We start from the raw sequence: 16266 nt of genomic DNA on the forward strand, positions 1-16266 counted from the left end.
CATTTACAAAATCCCGTCGCACATCAAAAGGTACAGCGGCGCTCACTGCGCTTTCCGGCAGTTGCGCGGTCGCCTGCTTCGAGGATCTGCGACCCGTTCCGTTCGATAGAACGCATCCTTCGGGAGACCAATGATGAAAGGTTTGATGCGATATGCGGTGGTGTTGGTGCTCGTGCTGTTCGGCGGATGCCACACCGCGACAAAGACGTCCGGCACGGCCGGCATGATGAATCAGAATGCGGCAAATGGTCAGGCGATCGGCACGCCATCGACCATGGCTGACGAACTGAACAACCCCAACAGCCCGCTCGCGAAACGCAGCATCTATTTCGATTTCGACAGCTATGAAGTCAAACCCGAATACCAGTCTCTTCTGCAGGCACACGCGGATTATCTGCGCCTTCATCCAGCCCGCCATGTCCTGATTCAAGGGAATACGGACGAGCGCGGCACCAGCGAGTACAACCTCGCGTTGGGCGAACGCCGGTCGCAGGCCGTGCTTCGCACGCTGGAAACGCTCGGCGTACCTGACTCACAGATCGAGGCGGTCAGCTTCGGCAAGGAGAAGCCGGTTGCACTGGGCCACGATGAGGCGTCATGGGCGCAGAATCGTCGCGCGGATATCGTTTATCGATGAAGCGCCAGCGTGGCGGGGGCGAGCCACCGCCACGCATTTCGGACCGGAACAGTCCATGATCGGCATCGCGATCACAAGCCCATGAAGTATGTCCGAACATCCATCTCGGCGGACCAGGACTGCACGTCGGAGAGCTCGTCGAACTCGATCGGCTTCCCCCGGTAAAGGCAGCAATATCCATTCGCCGTCCGGTAGACGATGGCCCACTCGCGATCGTCATTCGACTCATCCTCTAGATTACCGGCCAACACCTCCTTCCATTGATCGAGATGCAAGGCGACCGCAAGCCGCCGACGCAGCACGGCCAGTTCAACGCTCAGTTTCATGCGGAACGTCCTTGCCGGCATATGTGTCGGCCCGAGTCGGCACGTTGCCGTCTCCTCCTGTCGATTCCGATGTCATGGCTCCGGTTCCTGTCGAGTGTGCGGATTCCGGCCCAAACCAACGAGTCCTTCAGCTGGTTTCGTTCATGCGCCCCATCATCTCCGCCGTCTCGCCGGCATCGAGAGCGCTGCGCATGGCCAGCGCGAGGACCACCATGCTCCAGGCGGCGACCAGCAGAATGTCCCAACCGAATCCGATGACACCCAGGCCGCCGCCGATGCCGCCCAGCCAGGACAACAGCCAAAGCCCGCCAAACCACGGCAGCAACCATGCGATATGCTTCCAGCCGAAGTCTCGCGGGCTGCGGCGCGCGACGACGTGATGGTGAAGCGCGTAGAGAACAAAGCCGATTGCGACAAGGGAGAACAGGAAGTTGTTGGTCTTGAAACCGGTCCAGTAGATGACGAGGTTGCTGCAGACGAATGCAACCGGCGCGATCAATCCGGCCCCGCTCATCCGGAACGGTCGCCGGAGCTCAGGCATGTTGCGTCGCAAAACCAGCAGCGCGATCGGGCCCAGCCCGTACGTGAGAACGGTGATCGACGTGATGTAGCTCACCATCTGCTGCCACGCCGGAAACGGCAGCAGAAACAGCACGCCGACTCCCCACATGATCAGCACCGCGACCCAGGGGATCCTGTTGGCATTCAGCCGCGTCAGCATGCGCGGGCCGGCTTGCAGTTCGCCCGCCGCGAACAGGATGCGCGAGCCGCCGGTGACATACATGAGTCCGGTTCCCCCGGGCGACACGTACGCGTCGATGTAGAGGAGCGTTGCCATCCAGCCCATGCCAAGGGATGCGGCAAGCCCTGCAAACGGCCCCATCTCGCCCTTGAAGCTGAGGTGGTTCCATCCGCCGGCAAGGTCGGCCGGCGCGAGCGCATAGATGAATGCGACCTGAAGCAGGATGTAGATGACAGCGGCGAGAAGCACCGCGCCGATCACGGCGAGCGGGATGTTCCTATGCGGATTCGCGCTTTCGCCGCCCAGGTCGATCGCGGTTCGAAAGCCGAGGTAGCTGAAGACGATGCCCGCGGCCGGCAGTGCGGTGAACATGCCCGATAGATGGTAACTGGCGGGCGCCGCTTGCATCACGCCCCAGTGCGTACTCGCGCCCAGCAAGCCGACAATTGTCAGAAGCGGCACGAGTATCTTCCACCACGTAATGGTCGAGTTCACACCGAGCAGCCAGCGGATCACCATCAGATTCAGCAAGGCCATGATACCGAGCAGCCCGGCGCAGGCCATGAAGCCGATCGCCGTCAACAGGCCTGCGCTTCCAGGCTGGATGAACCACGGCAGGTAGTTGTTCGCGTAGGTGACGATTGCCTCTGCCTCGACCGCCGGCACCGGCACATAGGCAAGAAACAGCAGTCCGCACCAGATGCGTCCGAGTCCCGCGCCATGGCTTGCATGACTCATGTGGACGAGCGCGCCGCTGCGGGGAAACAGTGCGGCCAGCTCGGCAAAACAAAGCGCGATCAGCATGATGATGACCGCGCCCAGAACCCAGCTGCCGATGCTCAGCGGCCCGGCAATGCGCGATGCGTGATAGGCGCCGAACAGCCAGCCGGAGCCGACCATGCTGGTCGTGCTGGCGAACAACAGCCCGATGATTCCGGCGTCACGCCGGAGCTTGCCTTCCAGATTGAGGCTTGAGGTCGTGCTCATGTTCCACTCCTTGCAAACGACCTCCCCCTGCTGCGTGTGTGTTCGTTCTCCCGCCCTTCCGGTTCTCGTGACGGCCGATGTGTGTCGACCATTCGGTGAGTCCGTGTGCGCGCATCGCTGCCGCGCGTTCCGTTCAGTTGGTATCGGTGACGTCGTGGAATGCCCAGCCAAACGACTGAATTTCCGATTTGTGCAAAGCCGCGACCTTGCGCAGACAATCCGCCCCTTTTTGCGTCAGATGAATCTCCACTTGCCTTCGATCATGCTCGCTCGTTTGGCGCCTGACGAGCCCGGCTGCTTCGCAGCGTGTTACCAGCGCCACCGTGCCGTGCGACGACGCCTGCAGCCGCTCGGCAATCTCGCCCACCGTCGCCCACGACCGGTCCGGAAACGCACAGGTGTGCAACATCAACATGTACTGCAGCGGCGTCAGCCCTTCGGCGCGCAGAATCTCCTCTGAAAAACGCAGGAAGCGCCTCAGCCGATAGCGAAATTCCGACAGTTGTTCGAGGTCGTGCTTGGTGGCGGTTCCACCGGTCCTTCTATTGCTCGCTGCCATCAAGATCTCCAGAAACGCCGGTGGTTTTCTGGAATCATGTCATCACGTGACCTAAAATATAGGCGCGTGTGACGGGTAGTGCAAAGTGCTTTCATTAATCGCTGCTCCGATCGCGGCGTGGATTGACCCCATCAACCAGTATGAGTGAGGAGAAGTGGACGGCATTTCGATACCGATGCTGATCGCGTTGGCCGTCTTACAGCCCGGTCATTCGATAAGCGCACATGCGGGAACGGCCAGCCACGTCGTTGCCCCGGCGTGGAATATTCCGCATGTGGGCAGCCCTCAGCCGTCGCCAGATTCGACACCGCAAGCGCGCCACGGGTGGGCAAGCGATTCGGCTTCCGGCCCGGTATACATTCCCAGCGTGACCTATCACCCCGATGGCTGGGGCACACGCTCCCGCCTCGCAGGCGACCGCTTCCGGTGGTAATCGATCCGCCCTGCATTCTGTCAATCCACCGCGGCGAATGTGTCCTCCATGCATCTCTCCGGGCAGACTCCCCGGCGATCCCCGTTCGCATAGGATGACCGTGGGTTCGCTTGCGGCACACGCACGGAGCAGGTCAGGCTCGTTCCCATATTTGCCAGCACGCGAGTTTAACCGAGGTGTCACCCGATAGAGACTGCTCATGTGACGGACGTATCGGAGCACGACGAAAGACGTACGGCTGTATCGCCGTCGTCGATTGACCTGCGTGCCGGTTCACCATGCGGTTCGCAATGCCTGGGGTATCGAGACATGTTGTCCCGTCAACGGGTGGATACTCCGGACGGACGAGAAAACGAAAATGCAAAGCGGCGATTCGACTCGCACATCGGCTCCGATACCGATTTTTATTCGCGTCGTCGCCCGCGGTCGAAAGAAATTTCGAAGTATCAGACCAGGGTGCCGTCACACTTGAGACTGAAAAGCCGCAACTCTGTTTCGGCCGGTTGTCTTCGCACAGTACAACGCCTCGTCAGCCGCCTTGATCAACGCGCCGGGCTCCTCGTCCCGGTCAGGCATCCAACTCGCCAGGCCAATACTGGCGGTCAAACGACCGTATTCGCTTCCGGCGTGCTCGAGTGCCAATGCGTCGATCGCCACCCGAATTCGCTCGGCGATCAGCGTGGCCCCGGGCTGCGCCGTATCCGGGAGCAGCACGACAAATTCCTCTCCCCCGTAGCGTGCTGCAGTATCGACCGGCCGACGGATATTCTCGCCGATGCAGCGAGCAACCGCGGCGAGCGCGTCGTCGCCAGCCGGGTGGCCATAGGTATCGTTGTACGCCTTGAAGCGGTCGACATCGACGAACAGCAGCGAGAAAACGGAATGCTCCCTCCGCGCACGACGCCATTCCCGGTTCAGTACTTCCCCAAAGCTGCGGCGGTTGTTCAGCCCGGTGAGACCGTCGGTGCGTGCCAGCAGCACGAGTTCGGACTCCGCTCGCATTCTGCGCCGGAGTTGCCCGCCGAGCACGATAGACAGCGCGATGAAGGAAGCACCGAAAGTCACCACCAGCGCGCCGATCATCAACGCGCGGTGCCGCCACGTCCCATAGATATCCTGCTCCGCTTCCGCGACCATGATGATCAGCGGCAGCTTTGGGAGATGCTTGAAGTAATAGAGGCGGCGAACACCGTCAATCGACGCAGTTTCCGAAAACGCGCCCTCGGGCGCCGCCTGGAACCGCCGAAACGTCACGGCTTTGCTGATATCGCGCCCGACGATGCTGACGTTGTACGGCTGGCGCATCACCATGATGCCGTCCCTGCCGATCAGCGAGACCGAACCATGCTGCCCTAGTGACAGGCCGGCGAACAACTGATGGAAATACTCGAGATTGACCGCAAGAAGCGCGATGCCAGCAAACGAGCCGTCCGGGTTCGAGATTCGCCGCGTCAGGGCAATGCTTAGCGTGCCGCCGCGCAGGCGCGACGCGAACGGATCGCTGATGTAGAGTCCGACATTCGGGTTATCGCGATGGACCGTGAAGTACTTTCGATCCGCGAAATTACCGTGGCGCGGCACGCCATTGGCCGAATCCAGGATGATGTTGCCATCGGCGTCGAGCACCAGCATCGAGCCGAGAAATTGCGCGGTCATCGCGTGGTCGAACAGTACGTCGCGCCGCACCGCCGGCGTCGCCGCCATCACATCGGGCCGCTGGAGACCATGAATCAACGCTTGCAACGACAAGTCATAGAGCTCTATGTTTCGCTCGATATCGCGTTCTGCTATCAGGCCGAGATTGCGTGACGTTTCGCTGGCGCGCTCGCGCGCGTCTTGACGGCTCTGAATCAGTTGCAGCACGCACAAGCCCATCAGCGCGCAGGCGACCACGATTCCGATCGCCACAATGGTATAGGGAGCTGCCGTCCGGGGCTGCATGAGTCTCCTCGCCGCATAACGTCGTGCGCGGGCGTCGCGTGTGGTTTCCCCATACTAGAAATGGAGGGGCACATGTGCAAGCTTGAGGTGCCCAAGCCCCACGCCAAGACGGCGCCGCGAAACCTGGCCATCGCGTTCGGCCATCACAACGGATCGCCCCCGCATAGTGCTCTGAAATACCCCTCACTACGCGAGTTTCGCCAGCAAGCACATGCTCAAACCTAAGCGTGACCGCCTGTCCGGTCACGCAGGGGCAAGTCCACTGGCCAACGGGCATTAACCTGATGGATCAAGATGTCCGAACAGATCGTTGATCTTCATCAACGCCGCGGTGTTGACGCACTTTGATCCCGAGTGGCCGATGACCAATATGGAAGTATCGATACAGGCTTCTGCGCTTGCTGTCGGAGCGAGGCTGTAAGCCGCTGGTTCGCCAGTGTATTTCCGTTATCGCTGCGGAGTTCGATATGCCGTTGCTCAGGCCGCGTAGCGCCATAACCGTCATCCTCCAGGAGCACGACCAGTTGCTTACTGTGATCGGGGGCATGCAGCGCTTTGTCCATCTGCTTGTTGCTGGCGCCCCCGTTCCGGGCCTCATGGTGTTTCGGGCAATGCTTTACTACATCCGAGAATACCCGCAACAGGTACACCATCCTAAAGAGGACCGCTACCTGTTCAGACCATTGCGGGATCGAACCAACGAGTTCGACAGCGTCCTTGATGAACTGGAGTCTCAGCACGATCGAGGCGACTTGAAGCTGAGAAATCTGGAGCACGCGCTGACCCGGTACGAGTTGAAGGGCGCCTCTGCGCTTCGTACGCTGGGCGCGCTGACGGACGATTATGCGGAGTTCTATGCGGACCACCGATGCCTGGAAGAAACGCTGATTTTGCCGGCAGCCAAACGTCTGCTGACAATGGATGACTGGGTAGAGATCGACGCCGCCTTTGGCGCCAATCGCGATCCATTCGACGGAGAAAAGCTTGAAGAAGATCTGGGGAAATTGTTCTCGATGATCGTCCACACCATCCCGGATCAGGAAACTGGCCGTTCGGTTGCATCGTTCGATGGACGGCAGGTCAAGTGATGCACATGCAGTTCAGCAGGATCTGCCATCGTGAAGTTCAAGCAGGCTTTTTGAGTACCGGAAGCCGACGCAGGAGGAGATATGCAAGCCATTCACCACTTTCATCTGGAACTGCGGCACGCAAGTGTGCCCACCTACCTTGCCAGTTACGTCTTTCCGATCCTGTTGTTGGCATATGAAGTTCTCAGGGTGGGCAGGTCGGTCGCCGAATACGGCGTGAACTTCTCGAACTTCCGGTTCATGGGCTACGAGTTTCTGTTGATGCTCGTGTTCGTTGCGCTTCAGGTCGTCTTCGAAGGCATTTTCCTGATTGGAGCTTGGATCAGCCACCATCACGATTTCGAACATCGTGTCGCAAATCTCCTGGCCGGCCTCGGCTGCTCGCTAGTCGTAATCGGTTTCGACCTGGCATTGCAGTACGCGCTCTAGCGAATGTGCCGCGAGGCTAGTTTTCGGTCAGCCGAGGTCGTGAGCATAGTGACGGAGTGGACCGGCCAGCCTTTCGTAGACATCTTCGAGCCATAATTTATGGCAACCGAGGAGGTCAGTATGAGCGGCAAGCGGTACACGGATGAGTTCAAGATCGAAGCAGTCAAGCAAGTCACCGAGCGTGGTCATTCGGTGGCGGATGTAGCCCAGCGTTTGGGCATTACAACGCACAGCCTGTATGCCTGGCGGGCGAAGTTCGATAAGCCAGATGTGGTACGGCAGGTGGAACTGGATCAAAGCGCCGAGGTGCGGCGACTGAAGGCCGAACTCAAGCGGGTAACCGAGGAGCGCGACATTCTAAAAAAGGCCGCCGCGTACTTTGCAAAGGGATGACAGCAAGGTACGCGTTCATGCGGGCCCATATCAACGAGCACTGTCTGCGGACGATGTGCCGAGTGCTCGGCGTTCATCGCAGCGGCTATTACGTCTGGCAGCGTCAGTCGGGCAGTGCGCGCAAGCACGAGGACGACCGACTGCTGGGTCTGATCAAGCATCATTGGCTGGCCAGCGGCGGCGTCTACGGTTACCGCAAAATCACGGTGGATTTGCGTGAATCGGGCGAGATGTGCAGTCGTCACCGCGTGCTCCGGTTAATGCGGAGAGAAGGTTTGCGCGCCGAGGTTGGCTACGGCAGCAAGCCTCGCTATCGTGGCGGTCCGGTTGGCGTGGTGGCCAATATCCTGAATCGGGAGTTCGCCCCCGACGCGCCGAACAGGGTCTGGGTCACCGACATCACGTACATCCGAACCTACGAAGGCTGGCTGTATCTGGCGGCGGTCATGGATCTGTACTCGCGTCAGATCGTCGGCTGGGCCACGCGATCAACGATGACCAGCGATCTGGTATTGCAGGCTTTGCTGGCCGCAGTCTGGAAGCGCAAACCGGGACCCGGCGTTATGGTGCATTCGGATCAGGGCAGTCAGTTCACCGGCGATGACTGGCAGTCATTCCTAAGAGGCCAGTTCAAAAAGGCTGCTCGATACGCCTGAAGATGTTCCAACAGACAAGCGAGCAACCGAGTTTCAGGAATGCTTCGTGAATGTCAGCCCGTCGCTCGAAGCGAGTGCGTAGGCGACGAAAACTGTGGAGCCAGGAGTGTGTGCGTTCGACCACCCAACGATACTTGCCGAGTCCGCTGCCGTGTCCGGTCCGGCGCTTCGCGATCACTGGCTGGATACCGCGATTGCGCAGGGCTCGCCGATGCCGCTCGGAGTCGTATCCGCGATCGGCGTAGACCACGCGAGGCCGTTGAATCGGGTGGCCGCGCAGGCCGCGAATCGATGGAATCGCGTCGATCAGCGGCAGCAACTGCGTAACATCGTTGACGTTCGCGCCAGTCAGGATCGCGGCGAGAGGTGTGCCGTTGGCGTCGGTGACGATGTGGTGCTTGGAGCCGGGGCGCGCGCGATCAGTGGGGTTCGGGCCAGTTTTTGGCCCGCCCCAACAGCCCGTACCGTTGATGAATCGACGGCGGCACGTGAAAAATCGATCTGGTCGGCCGCTCGCAGTTTGGCGAGCAATAGTTCGTGGAGGCGATCCCACACGCCGGCTTCGTGCCAGTCGCGAAGTCGGCGCCAACAGGTTGCCCCCGAACCGAAGCCGAGCTGGGTTGGCAGATGGTTCCATCGAATGCCGGTCTTGAGCACGAACAGGATGCCGTTCAATGCTGCCCGATTCGGAACCGGAAACCGTCCTGGATTCTTCGTTCGCCGCGGTTTCGGCGACGGGAGCAATGGCTCGATGAGTATCCACAATTCGTCATCAACGATCGGCGCTTGCATTCCTCATGATCCCGTTGTTCAGATGCTTGAGGTTAACAGGTCGCCGGTGAAGTTAACAGCCACTCGCGGGTCGTTTTGAACTGGCCTCTTAGACTGCTGAAAACGGAACTGTTTTACGCTCGCGACCGGCAGACCATCAGCACCGACCAATTCATCAAGGTCGTCGACTCGTACATTCGCTGGTACAACGAGAAACGGATCAAGATCTCGCTTGGCGCGCTCAGTCCGATTGAGTACCGGGAGAGTCTCGGGCTGACGACATAACCCAGTCCAAGAATTCCGCCGCCCCCCCGACGCTGGGCTCCGGATTCCGGGCCGGCAACGGCCGACCTCAGGCGGCGTGTGTCCGGATGGCGGCACAGGCCAAGCGACTACCCACTTCAGTTGCCTTCATTCGTCCGCTTGCCGAACAAGTTGACCTTACCAGCCCAATCACTGAGAGGCGCATAGCGGAATGGCGCCGACGCCGTTCGTGGCCGGCATCTGCCCCACCACGACCTCACCCGGCCCCGGACCGCCACAAGGATGAGGGGGTCCGTGATTAATCTGACTGGACATTCCCTGGGGGCGAGGACCAAACCTGGCAATCTCTCCCGACTTCTCGATAACGTCCTGCCGCGCGTTATCGTATGTCTTATGCGTCGCTGTATCGACTTCATCCAGTTTCTTCAGCATTCGCGCCGCTTGTTCGGGCGTAGCTTTGGCCTCGGGCGGCCGCTGACCATCTTTCCAAGGGTACATCCATGCCCAGTCGATCAGCTGGTTGTCGAGCAAGCGCCCCATGTTCACGAATCCATTTTCCAGCGTCAACGCTCCGGCTGGACCGCAGGAGAACTTGGCAAACTGCGGCACCAACGGATGATTCCCGCGCTCGGCAATTCTTGAAGTCCGTCCATCGCGGTAGATCGTGACATTCGCAAGCTCGGAATACTGATCGGTGGCGCAGTTGACAAGAAGCTGCCTCACTACCGAATAGGGTTCTTTGGGCGCTTCATAAACGATCATCAGATCGACGTGCCTGACCGGATTGGAGGAGAGCGCATCAATGACTCTTTGCGCGAAATAAAGGGTGCGGGTTGGCTTGTCGCCTTGAGCCCAGATCAGATACCGGGCTGTCGGGTCTGGGCGCCGGTCAAGCGCTTGCGAATCGACCGCACTACAACCAGTCATCACCGTGCAGGCCACAACCGAAAGAAGCAACGACAAACGACTGGCCCATGAAAAGCGACGCACCGGCGTCGACGGGCGCAGCTGCTGGTCGAACCGGATCTTGACCTGCTGGCCGATCGGGTCCTCGGGGCGACGGTTGTGGCGATGGGGCAGCAGGTCGAGGTGAATCTCGGGCAACCGGTTCACGTGCTCGTCGACGACGGCGGCGCCGACCGGCAGCACGTCCGGGCCGAGCGGCTTATCGAGCGTCACGTAGCGATTGAGCTGGGTCGGGCGCGCGGGGTTGGCGCCGCCGTTGATCGCCTCGGCAAGCACGCCGGGCGTCTTCTCCGCCAGCGGGAAGCCGGTTTGCGCGAGCGGCATTGCACGCTGAGCGGTGTCGACGTGCCCAGCCAAACCAGCCAACGAATCAAGCTGTCCGGCAACCCCGGAGACGAGCGAGCCGCCGAGGCCGCCCAATGCACTGCCAATCGGCGTCAAGGCGCCCAGCGGGCTGCCGCCGAGCCCGGTCGGAAAACCGCTATTCGGAGCGAAACTCATTTTTTGCTCATTCCTTCTCAGGTTCTGCCCGGCAGGCCAGCCGGCCCGAGGCCCCGTTACTGTAGGAGAAAGGCCGACAAAACAAAAGACGCTATCTGGCCCCTAATTTCGTCGACGAACCGACCGGCTATGATCTGCGGCGGAAAGACTGGTTGACGTCTGGTCTTTCCGCCCGCCCTCGCGGTGAGCCGCAACAATCGGCCCGCATCATCACCACCCGCCGCGCCAACTGGCCCGCCAGGTCTTTCGTTTCCGCGGCACTCACCCTCGGCGATCGGCATGACGCCGGGCAGCTGTTACGCGTGGTGGATTCAAGCGGCCGTTCGCCATCGTTGCGCAGATCGCTGACAATTACAGTCCTGATGCCGAGCGCATCGACTGATGACCGCGGCTCGTTCGCGCTACGATCCGCGATGCCTGACTGACGTAGCGAAAGCAAGCTCCAACCGCCCCTGTACCGAGTCCACTCGCACCATGTACGCAGCTGCCTCGCCTCCCTCGAAAACGCACTGAAAGCCTGCGTCGATGCAGTGATTGCATTGCATCCGCATTGGCATTCGTCCCGGACTGTTGCCGACAACAGTCCGGTGAAGTCGCTCGAATCGACTCATCCCCCGGATTCGTGCGACTGCATTTTCGCGAGACCACAAGGGGAGCGAACAAGGTAAGCGCTTACGCTCTGCAGCGCATAAACGCTTACCTTGTTCATACCCCTTCCTCATGATCCCGTTGCTCAGATGCTTGAGGTTAACAGGTCGCCGGTGAAGTTAACTGCCCCTCGCGGGTCTTTTTGAACTGGCCTCTAAGGGCTCACCATATGGTGCCGAGCATGAGTCGTCGCGGTAATTGCCACGATAACGCCGTTGCCGAAAGCTTCTTCAGCGCGTTGAAGAAGGAGCGAATCAAGCGGCGCATCTACCCGAACAGGGCTACCGCTGCCACGGACGTATTCGATTACATTGAGATGTTCTACAACCCGATTCGCCGGCATGGTTCCGCCGGCGACTTGTCACCTGTCGAGTTTGAGCGGCGCTACGCGCTAAACGGCTCGTGAGTGTCTATGAAACTCTGGCCGGTCCAGATGTCATGAGTGGCCACCCGGCAACGAGGCGTAGCGACGGCTACCGTGACTCTAGCCACTCTGCGACGGCTTTCGCTTGATCGGCGTCCAGCGTGTGCGCGACAGCCGTCATGACCGGCGCATTTGCGCGTGTTCCGTTCTTGAAGACATCAATCTGGCGAAGCAGATACTCCTTGTGCTGGCCGGCAAGGCGCGGAAACTGGCCGATTCCCTGGCCCTGTGCGCCGTGGCATGACGAGCACGCGGGGGTTCCGCGATCGGGCACGCCACGTTCGAAGATTTCCTGTCCCTTCGACATCGTTTCCGGGTCGCCCGGTGCACCGCGCACCGGCTCCTGGCGCGAGTAATAGTCGGCCAGCGATGCGATCGTCGCGTCGTCGAGTTGCGACGCGATTGCCCACATGTACGAACGGGCATCCGTCTCGCCGCGCGCATGTTCACGGAATCCTTTGAGCTGCGCAGTCAGATACTCCGGCGTCTGGGCACTCAGACGGGGAAATATCGGCGATTCACTGTGTCCGTGCACGCCGTGGCAAGCAGCGCAAAGCTGGGCAGCGAGTCGCGCGCCATCTTCGGCGTGCGTGGTTGATGGCATCCCGACAAGGATCGTGAGGGCCCCAATGACCGGCGCCAGCAACTTTGGCAAGTGAAGCAAGTTCGTAGGGACGGCTCCGGACCGGCAGAAAATAGCGCGCATGAGTTACCTCGCGGGTCAGAAGACAAGCCAGGCGAGCAGATACAGCGTGTTGTTATCGCTGGCGTTCCGTCCGCTTCCGTCATAGTTGAAGCGTGCACCATTGAACTTGAGGAACCACGTGTACTGAACGGACAGCTTCACTTGCGGCATCGGCAGGTAGTCGAGTTCGAGAATGATGGCCCGCGTATCGGGCAAGCCATTTGCACTGCCTGTCACTGGAACGGCGCCGTACAGCCCCGCATCCGCATTTCCTGTCGTCGAGAAGTACCCCAGCGTCGCACCGTACTTGCGCTGGTAGTAATACGACGCCTTGAGCTTGAGGGTATTCAGGTGGTCCGTCGGATTGGTGGGTGTCGGTCCGGCACCGATCCCTCCGCTTGGGAAACTTGCGCTCCAGTCTTGCTTTTCGTGAATGAACGCGATCTGGGTCGTGAACGCATTTGATATCGTAATGTACTGGTACTGGGCGTCCAGACCGAAATCGGTGAAACGGTCGGTTGGGGTCGCCGCGATGGTGTTGTCCGGGTAGACATCGGCGATCATGCCGAAGGTGCCCACCTCGAGAGAATGCGGCCCGAACTCGCGGTTGTAAGCAAGCCTCCAGTACGGATTGGCGCCTTTGAGGCGCTTGACGCCGCCGGGCGTCGCGGAGTCCTGACCGGTCCGAAACACCGAAAACATCTGATCAGCCGTGCGATAGAAGCCGAACTCTGCATATATGGTCCGGTTCCAGAAAGCGTAGCCGGACACACCGGCAACCTGTTGAGCAAGACCGCCATCGATCAGCGTACTTGCGGTCGGCGTAAGAGAAATGCTGCTTGACGCATACGGAAAACCAAATGCCGGCGTGGTATTCCAGACATCGGAAACGGTCGGATTGTTGTTGACCGTGACGCCGTAGATGAAATCGACATCGTCCCGTGTGAAATGCCCAGCAGCACGGATATCCGTATTGTCGATCCCGCTGTGGTGTGCGATTCCGTCGTACGTCCACTGCGCAAACGCACCGACCGGACCGGCAATGCGCCCACCGTAGAAAAGGCTCGCCTGCTGTAGCACGACGTCTTGATTCCGGGCGAAGTCGTAGTTGGTGGGTAAGCGTCCGGCGAACCCGTTCCGTGGTTACGCCGGCGCTGGCTTCCAGTGCTGAGGCAAGAGTTCGTTGAGACGCGCGGCCGGCTGTACCGGCAGCCGCTCGAGGACGTCCTTGAGATAGACGTAGGGATCGTGGCCGTTCATTTTGGCTGACTGAACCAAGCTCATGACGGCGGCAGCGCGGCGGCCAGCTCGCAACGAGCCGGCGAACAGCCAGTTGTTGCGGCCGACGGCGATCGGACGGATCTGGTTTTCACACCAGTTGTTATCGATCGGAACGTCAGGATCGTCGAGGTAACGCGTCAACGCGGCCCATCGCCGTAGGCTGTAATCGAGTGCCTTGGCGATCGCCGAACCTTCGCTCACGCGACTCCGTTGTTCGGTCATCCACGCATGCAGTGCATCGGTAATCGGTCGAGCGCGCTGGCGCCGCACGTCGAGGCGCGATGGCGCGGCCAGTGGCTGCACTTCGCGCTCGATCTCGTAGAGTTGGCCGATATAGTGCAAGGCGTCCGGAGCGATCTCGCTTTTGTTCGCGACATGCAAATCGTAGAACTTGCGCCTTGCGTGCGCCATGCAGCCAAGTTCAGTGACGCCCTGCGCAAACAGCGCCTTGTAGCCGGTGAAGTCATCACATACGAGGCCGCCCCGCCAATCACCGAGGAATGCCTTCGCGTGCTCGCCGGCTCGACTGTCGGCGAAGTCGTAGACCACCGCCTTCAGAGCCTCGAAGGCACCCGGGCAATACGTCCAGAGATACGCGCGCTGCGTCTTGCCTTTGCCGGGGCTGAGCATCGCCACCGGTGTCTCATCGGCATGCAGCACAGCGTGTTGCAGAACCTGCTGCTTGAGCGCATCCACCAGCGGTTGCAATTGCACACCGCACGCGCCAACCCATTGGGCGAGCGTCGAGCGAGGAATCGCCAAGCCGGCGCGTTCAAAGATGCGTTCCTGTCGGTACAACGGAACATGATCGCCGTATTTGCTCACGAGGACTTGCGCGAGCAGTCCGGCGGTCGGGATGCCCTTGTCGATCACCTGTGCCGGGACCGGCGCCTGGATCAGCGTCTCGCATTGCCGGCACACCCACTTGCCGCGGATGTGACGCTCGACGGTAAAGACGCCGGGCGTGTAGTCGAGCTTCTCGCTGACGTCTTCGCCAATGCGCTTGAGATTGCACCCGCACGCACATGTGGTGGACGCCGGTTCATGACGCATTTCCACCCGCGGCAGGTTCGCCGGCAGTGGGGCACGGCGCGGCTTGTTCGGCTCGGCGTCCTTCTTGGGTTGACCGGCGAGTTGCTCGAGTTCGTGCTCGATGGCGATCAGGTCCGCCTCGATCGCCTCGTCCAGCAGGCTTTGCTGCTCGCCTGCGAGCTTCTCGCTGCGCGCAGCAAACTTCCACCGTTTGAGCACCGCCATCTCATGCGTGAGCTGGCCGATGCGCGCCTCCTTGAAACGCAGCTCGCTGTCCTTGGTGCGTATTTCCGACATCAACTCCATGGCAAGCGCCCGCAACTGCTCTGCGCTCATGTCCTGGAGTTGTGCGTGATCGACCATCCGGCAATTGTGCCGGATCGCTCATCGGCAGGACATGGGCACGCTCACCGATTGTCGGTACTCACGTCATACGACACGGATCACGCCACCTTCGCCAATGCGTTGCCACGGCAGGCCGATGACCAGGCCCGCCAGTTGTTCGTGCGTGAGTGCGTACTGTTTGGGCTCACCGCGGCTCGGCCACGCAAACTGCCCTTGATTCAATCGACGTGCAGCGAGCCAGACGCCGATGCCGTCGTGAACCAACACCTTCATGCGGTTGGCGCGGCGATTGGCGAACAGGTACGCGTGGTGCGGATGGGCTGCGCCGAACACCTTGACCACCCGGGCCAGCGCGGTATCGAAACCGGCTCGCATGTCCAGCGGATCGACAGCCAGCCATACTTCGTCGATGCGGATCACCGCAGCCACTCGCGCAGCCATGCGGCGCATTGCGCTGCTTCCGTGGTCGGCCAACTGACCGTGATCGACTGGTCTGCGCGACGCACTTCAATGCGGATCTCCGTCGGACGCGCAGTCCTCGTTTCGAGCGGCACCGAGACAAACGCCGGCGGCGCCGCAGGCCGCACGACCACTGCATCACTCGAGTCTTGCTCCAGCGTCTCGCCTTCGGTTTGCTCCACCCAGCGTCGGAGCAAATTCGCGTTGAGCTGATGATGCAACGCGATCGCTGCGATCGACACGCCCGGCCCCTGGCACGCTGCCACCACCTGAGCCTTGAATTCGCGGCTATAACGGCGGCGACGACGCCGTCCAGCCGGTGCTTGTTCTTCGATAGTATTCACGTGTCCGCCTATTTTTAAGTGGACACGATACTCCCAAGCCCTTCAAGGCAACTCAAGATGGGTTCACCGGACGCTTACGTTGGTGTTGTTGATGCTGCGAGTGTTGGTCTGGGATATCTGAACCATCCCTGCGAGCGGAATAGTCCATTTGTTGGAAAGAGTGTAGGCGGTCAACTTGAAGAAGCGGCCAAATGGCGTCAACTCAGGGAAGCTGACATGACACGCGACACAGGCAAGCCCGGTTTGCCGCGCGAATGCGGGTATTGCCATGGCCTTGGAAGAAAATGACAGTACAGCCGCAGCCAGTACAAACAAGGCAAGGGAATACTTTCTTGTCCGGTTGACCATGTCGTCC

13 protein-coding genes and 5 pseudogenes are annotated in these 16266 nt (G+C 60.5%); 6 read left to right on the plus strand and 12 right to left on the minus strand.

What is annotated here, in order from left to right:
- Positions 1 to 133: 133 nt before the first annotated feature.
- Positions 134 to 637: a peptidoglycan-associated lipoprotein Pal gene (pal, locus tag BDI24065_RS23080; protein WP_175033177.1), complete on the plus strand. Its 504-nt coding sequence runs from the start codon at positions 134 to 136 to the stop codon at positions 635 to 637.
- 71 nt (positions 638 to 708) lie between these two features.
- Here the strand turns inward: pal and BDI24065_RS23085 are convergent, their stop codons facing one another.
- The 4 genes from BDI24065_RS23085 to BDI24065_RS23100 form a co-directional block, all read right to left on the minus strand.
- A complete protein-coding gene (locus BDI24065_RS23085) occupies positions 709 to 963 on the minus strand; it encodes a hypothetical protein (RefSeq protein ID WP_175033178.1) in 255 nt (84 codons plus the stop codon).
- A 127-nt stretch (positions 964 to 1090) separates the two neighbouring features.
- Complete coding sequence (locus BDI24065_RS23090) at positions 1091 to 2692, minus strand: APC family permease (RefSeq protein WP_175033179.1); 1602 nt, start codon at positions 2690 to 2692, stop codon at positions 1091 to 1093.
- A gap of 133 nt (positions 2693 to 2825) precedes the next feature.
- The gene (locus tag BDI24065_RS23095; RefSeq protein WP_175033180.1) at positions 2826 to 3251 is read right to left on the minus strand and encodes a MarR family winged helix-turn-helix transcriptional regulator; all 426 of its coding nucleotides are present in this window, start codon (positions 3249 to 3251) and stop codon (positions 2826 to 2828) included.
- Positions 3252 to 4146: 895 nt separating this feature from the next.
- A complete protein-coding gene (locus BDI24065_RS23100; protein WP_175033181.1) occupies positions 4147 to 5625 on the minus strand; it encodes a sensor domain-containing diguanylate cyclase in 1479 nt (492 codons plus the stop codon).
- Between the two features lie 467 nt (positions 5626 to 6092).
- Here BDI24065_RS23100 and BDI24065_RS23110 point away from each other — a divergent pair, with 467 nt between their 5' ends.
- The 3 genes and pseudogenes from BDI24065_RS23110 to BDI24065_RS23120 form a co-directional block, all read left to right on the plus strand.
- Positions 6093 to 6713 (plus strand): hemerythrin domain-containing protein, encoded by a 621-nt coding sequence (locus BDI24065_RS23110; protein WP_175033182.1) that lies wholly within the window; start codon positions 6093 to 6095, stop codon positions 6711 to 6713.
- Positions 6714 to 6794: 81 nt separating this feature from the next.
- Positions 6795 to 7142, plus strand: a complete 348-nt coding sequence (locus BDI24065_RS23115; protein ID WP_175033183.1) for a hypothetical protein — start codon at positions 6795 to 6797, stop codon at positions 7140 to 7142.
- A 120-nt stretch (positions 7143 to 7262) separates the two neighbouring features.
- A pseudogene (locus tag BDI24065_RS23120) lies at positions 7263 to 8158 on the plus strand (IS3 family transposase); the annotation flags it as partial.
- Between the two features lie 7 nt (positions 8159 to 8165).
- On the opposite strand, the gene BDI24065_RS23125 reads toward BDI24065_RS23120, so the two are convergent.
- Positions 8166 to 8983, minus strand: a protein-coding gene (locus BDI24065_RS23125; RefSeq protein WP_175033184.1) for an IS5 family transposase whose coding sequence is annotated in 2 segments (ribosomal slippage) — positions 8166 to 8635 and positions 8635 to 8983 — 819 coding nt in all. Because the reading frame shifts where the segments join, the coding sequence is not laid out codon by codon here.
- A gap of 96 nt (positions 8984 to 9079) precedes the next feature.
- Between BDI24065_RS23125 and BDI24065_RS23130 the strand changes: the two are divergent.
- Positions 9080 to 9247: pseudogene (locus BDI24065_RS23130) on the plus strand (IS3 family transposase); the annotation flags it as partial.
- Positions 9248 to 10219: 972 nt separating this feature from the next.
- On the opposite strand, the pseudogene BDI24065_RS23135 reads toward BDI24065_RS23130, so the two are convergent.
- A pseudogene (locus BDI24065_RS23135) lies at positions 10220 to 10693 on the minus strand (type VI secretion system Vgr family protein); the annotation flags it as partial.
- Positions 10694 to 11495: 802 nt separating this feature from the next.
- Between BDI24065_RS23135 and BDI24065_RS23140 the strand changes: the two are divergent.
- A pseudogene (locus BDI24065_RS23140) lies at positions 11496 to 11747 on the plus strand (IS3 family transposase); the annotation flags it as partial.
- 67 nt (positions 11748 to 11814) lie between these two features.
- On the opposite strand, the gene BDI24065_RS23145 reads toward BDI24065_RS23140, so the two are convergent.
- The 6 genes and pseudogenes from BDI24065_RS23145 to BDI24065_RS23170 all read right to left on the minus strand — a co-directional run bounded on the left by BDI24065_RS23145 (position 11815) and on the right by BDI24065_RS23170 (position 16259).
- Entirely contained in the window at positions 11815 to 12369 is a 555-nt protein-coding gene (locus BDI24065_RS23145; protein WP_254609837.1) for a c-type cytochrome, read from the minus strand.
- 117 nt (positions 12370 to 12486) lie between these two features.
- Positions 12487 to 13560: pseudogene (locus BDI24065_RS23150) on the minus strand (cytochrome C); the annotation flags it as partial.
- Between the two features lie 33 nt (positions 13561 to 13593).
- Positions 13594 to 15126 (minus strand): IS66 family transposase, encoded by a 1533-nt coding sequence (tnpC, locus tag BDI24065_RS23155; RefSeq protein WP_175033186.1) that lies wholly within the window; start codon positions 15124 to 15126, stop codon positions 13594 to 13596.
- Positions 15127 to 15192: 66 nt separating this feature from the next.
- On the minus strand, positions 15193 to 15528 hold the full coding sequence (gene tnpB, locus BDI24065_RS23160) for an IS66 family insertion sequence element accessory protein TnpB (RefSeq protein WP_175033187.1): 336 nt from the start codon (positions 15526 to 15528) through the stop codon (positions 15193 to 15195).
- The gene (gene tnpA / locus BDI24065_RS23165) at positions 15525 to 15911 is read right to left on the minus strand and encodes an IS66-like element accessory protein TnpA (protein ID WP_175033188.1); all 387 of its coding nucleotides are present in this window, start codon (positions 15909 to 15911) and stop codon (positions 15525 to 15527) included. Before tnpA ends, tnpB begins: the two co-directional genes overlap by 4 nt.
- Positions 15912 to 15974: 63 nt before the next feature.
- Positions 15975 to 16259 carry a hypothetical protein gene (locus BDI24065_RS23170; protein WP_438820030.1) on the minus strand — a complete coding sequence of 95 codons (285 nt, stop codon included), beginning with the start codon at positions 16257 to 16259 and terminating at the stop codon, positions 15975 to 15977.
- Positions 16260 to 16266 lie beyond the last annotated feature (7 nt).

The sequence above is a fragment of the Burkholderia lata genome, assembly GCF_902499025.1.
In the GTDB taxonomy this organism is placed as follows: Bacteria; Pseudomonadota; Gammaproteobacteria; order Burkholderiales; family Burkholderiaceae; genus Burkholderia; species Burkholderia lata_C.

Bases quoted from the DNA above. Each gene is read 5' to 3' on its own strand.
- pal (WP_175033177.1), top strand. From the start codon at position 134: ATGAAAGGTTTGATGCGATATGCGGTGGTGTTGGTGCTCGTGCTGTTC.
- BDI24065_RS23085 (WP_175033178.1), bottom strand. From the start codon at position 963: ATGAAACTGAGCGTTGAACTGGCCGTGCTGCGTCGGCGGCTTGCGGTC.
- BDI24065_RS23090 (WP_175033179.1), bottom strand. From the start codon at position 2,692: ATGAGCACGACCTCAAGCCTCAATCTGGAAGGCAAGCTCCGGCGTGAC.
- BDI24065_RS23095 (WP_175033180.1), bottom strand. From the start codon at position 3,251: ATGGCAGCGAGCAATAGAAGGACCGGTGGAACCGCCACCAAGCACGAC.
- BDI24065_RS23100 (WP_175033181.1), bottom strand. From the start codon at position 5,625: ATGCAGCCCCGGACGGCAGCTCCCTATACCATTGTGGCGATCGGAATC.
- BDI24065_RS23110 (WP_175033182.1), top strand. From the start codon at position 6,093: ATGCCGTTGCTCAGGCCGCGTAGCGCCATAACCGTCATCCTCCAGGAG.
- BDI24065_RS23115 (WP_175033183.1), top strand. From the start codon at position 6,795: ATGCAAGCCATTCACCACTTTCATCTGGAACTGCGGCACGCAAGTGTG.
- BDI24065_RS23145 (WP_254609837.1), bottom strand. From the start codon at position 12,369: ATGCCATCAACCACGCACGCCGAAGATGGCGCGCGACTCGCTGCCCAG.
- tnpC (WP_175033186.1), bottom strand. From the start codon at position 15,126: ATGGTCGATCACGCACAACTCCAGGACATGAGCGCAGAGCAGTTGCGG.
- BDI24065_RS23170 (WP_438820030.1), bottom strand. From the start codon at position 16,259: ATGGTCAACCGGACAAGAAAGTATTCCCTTGCCTTGTTTGTACTGGCT.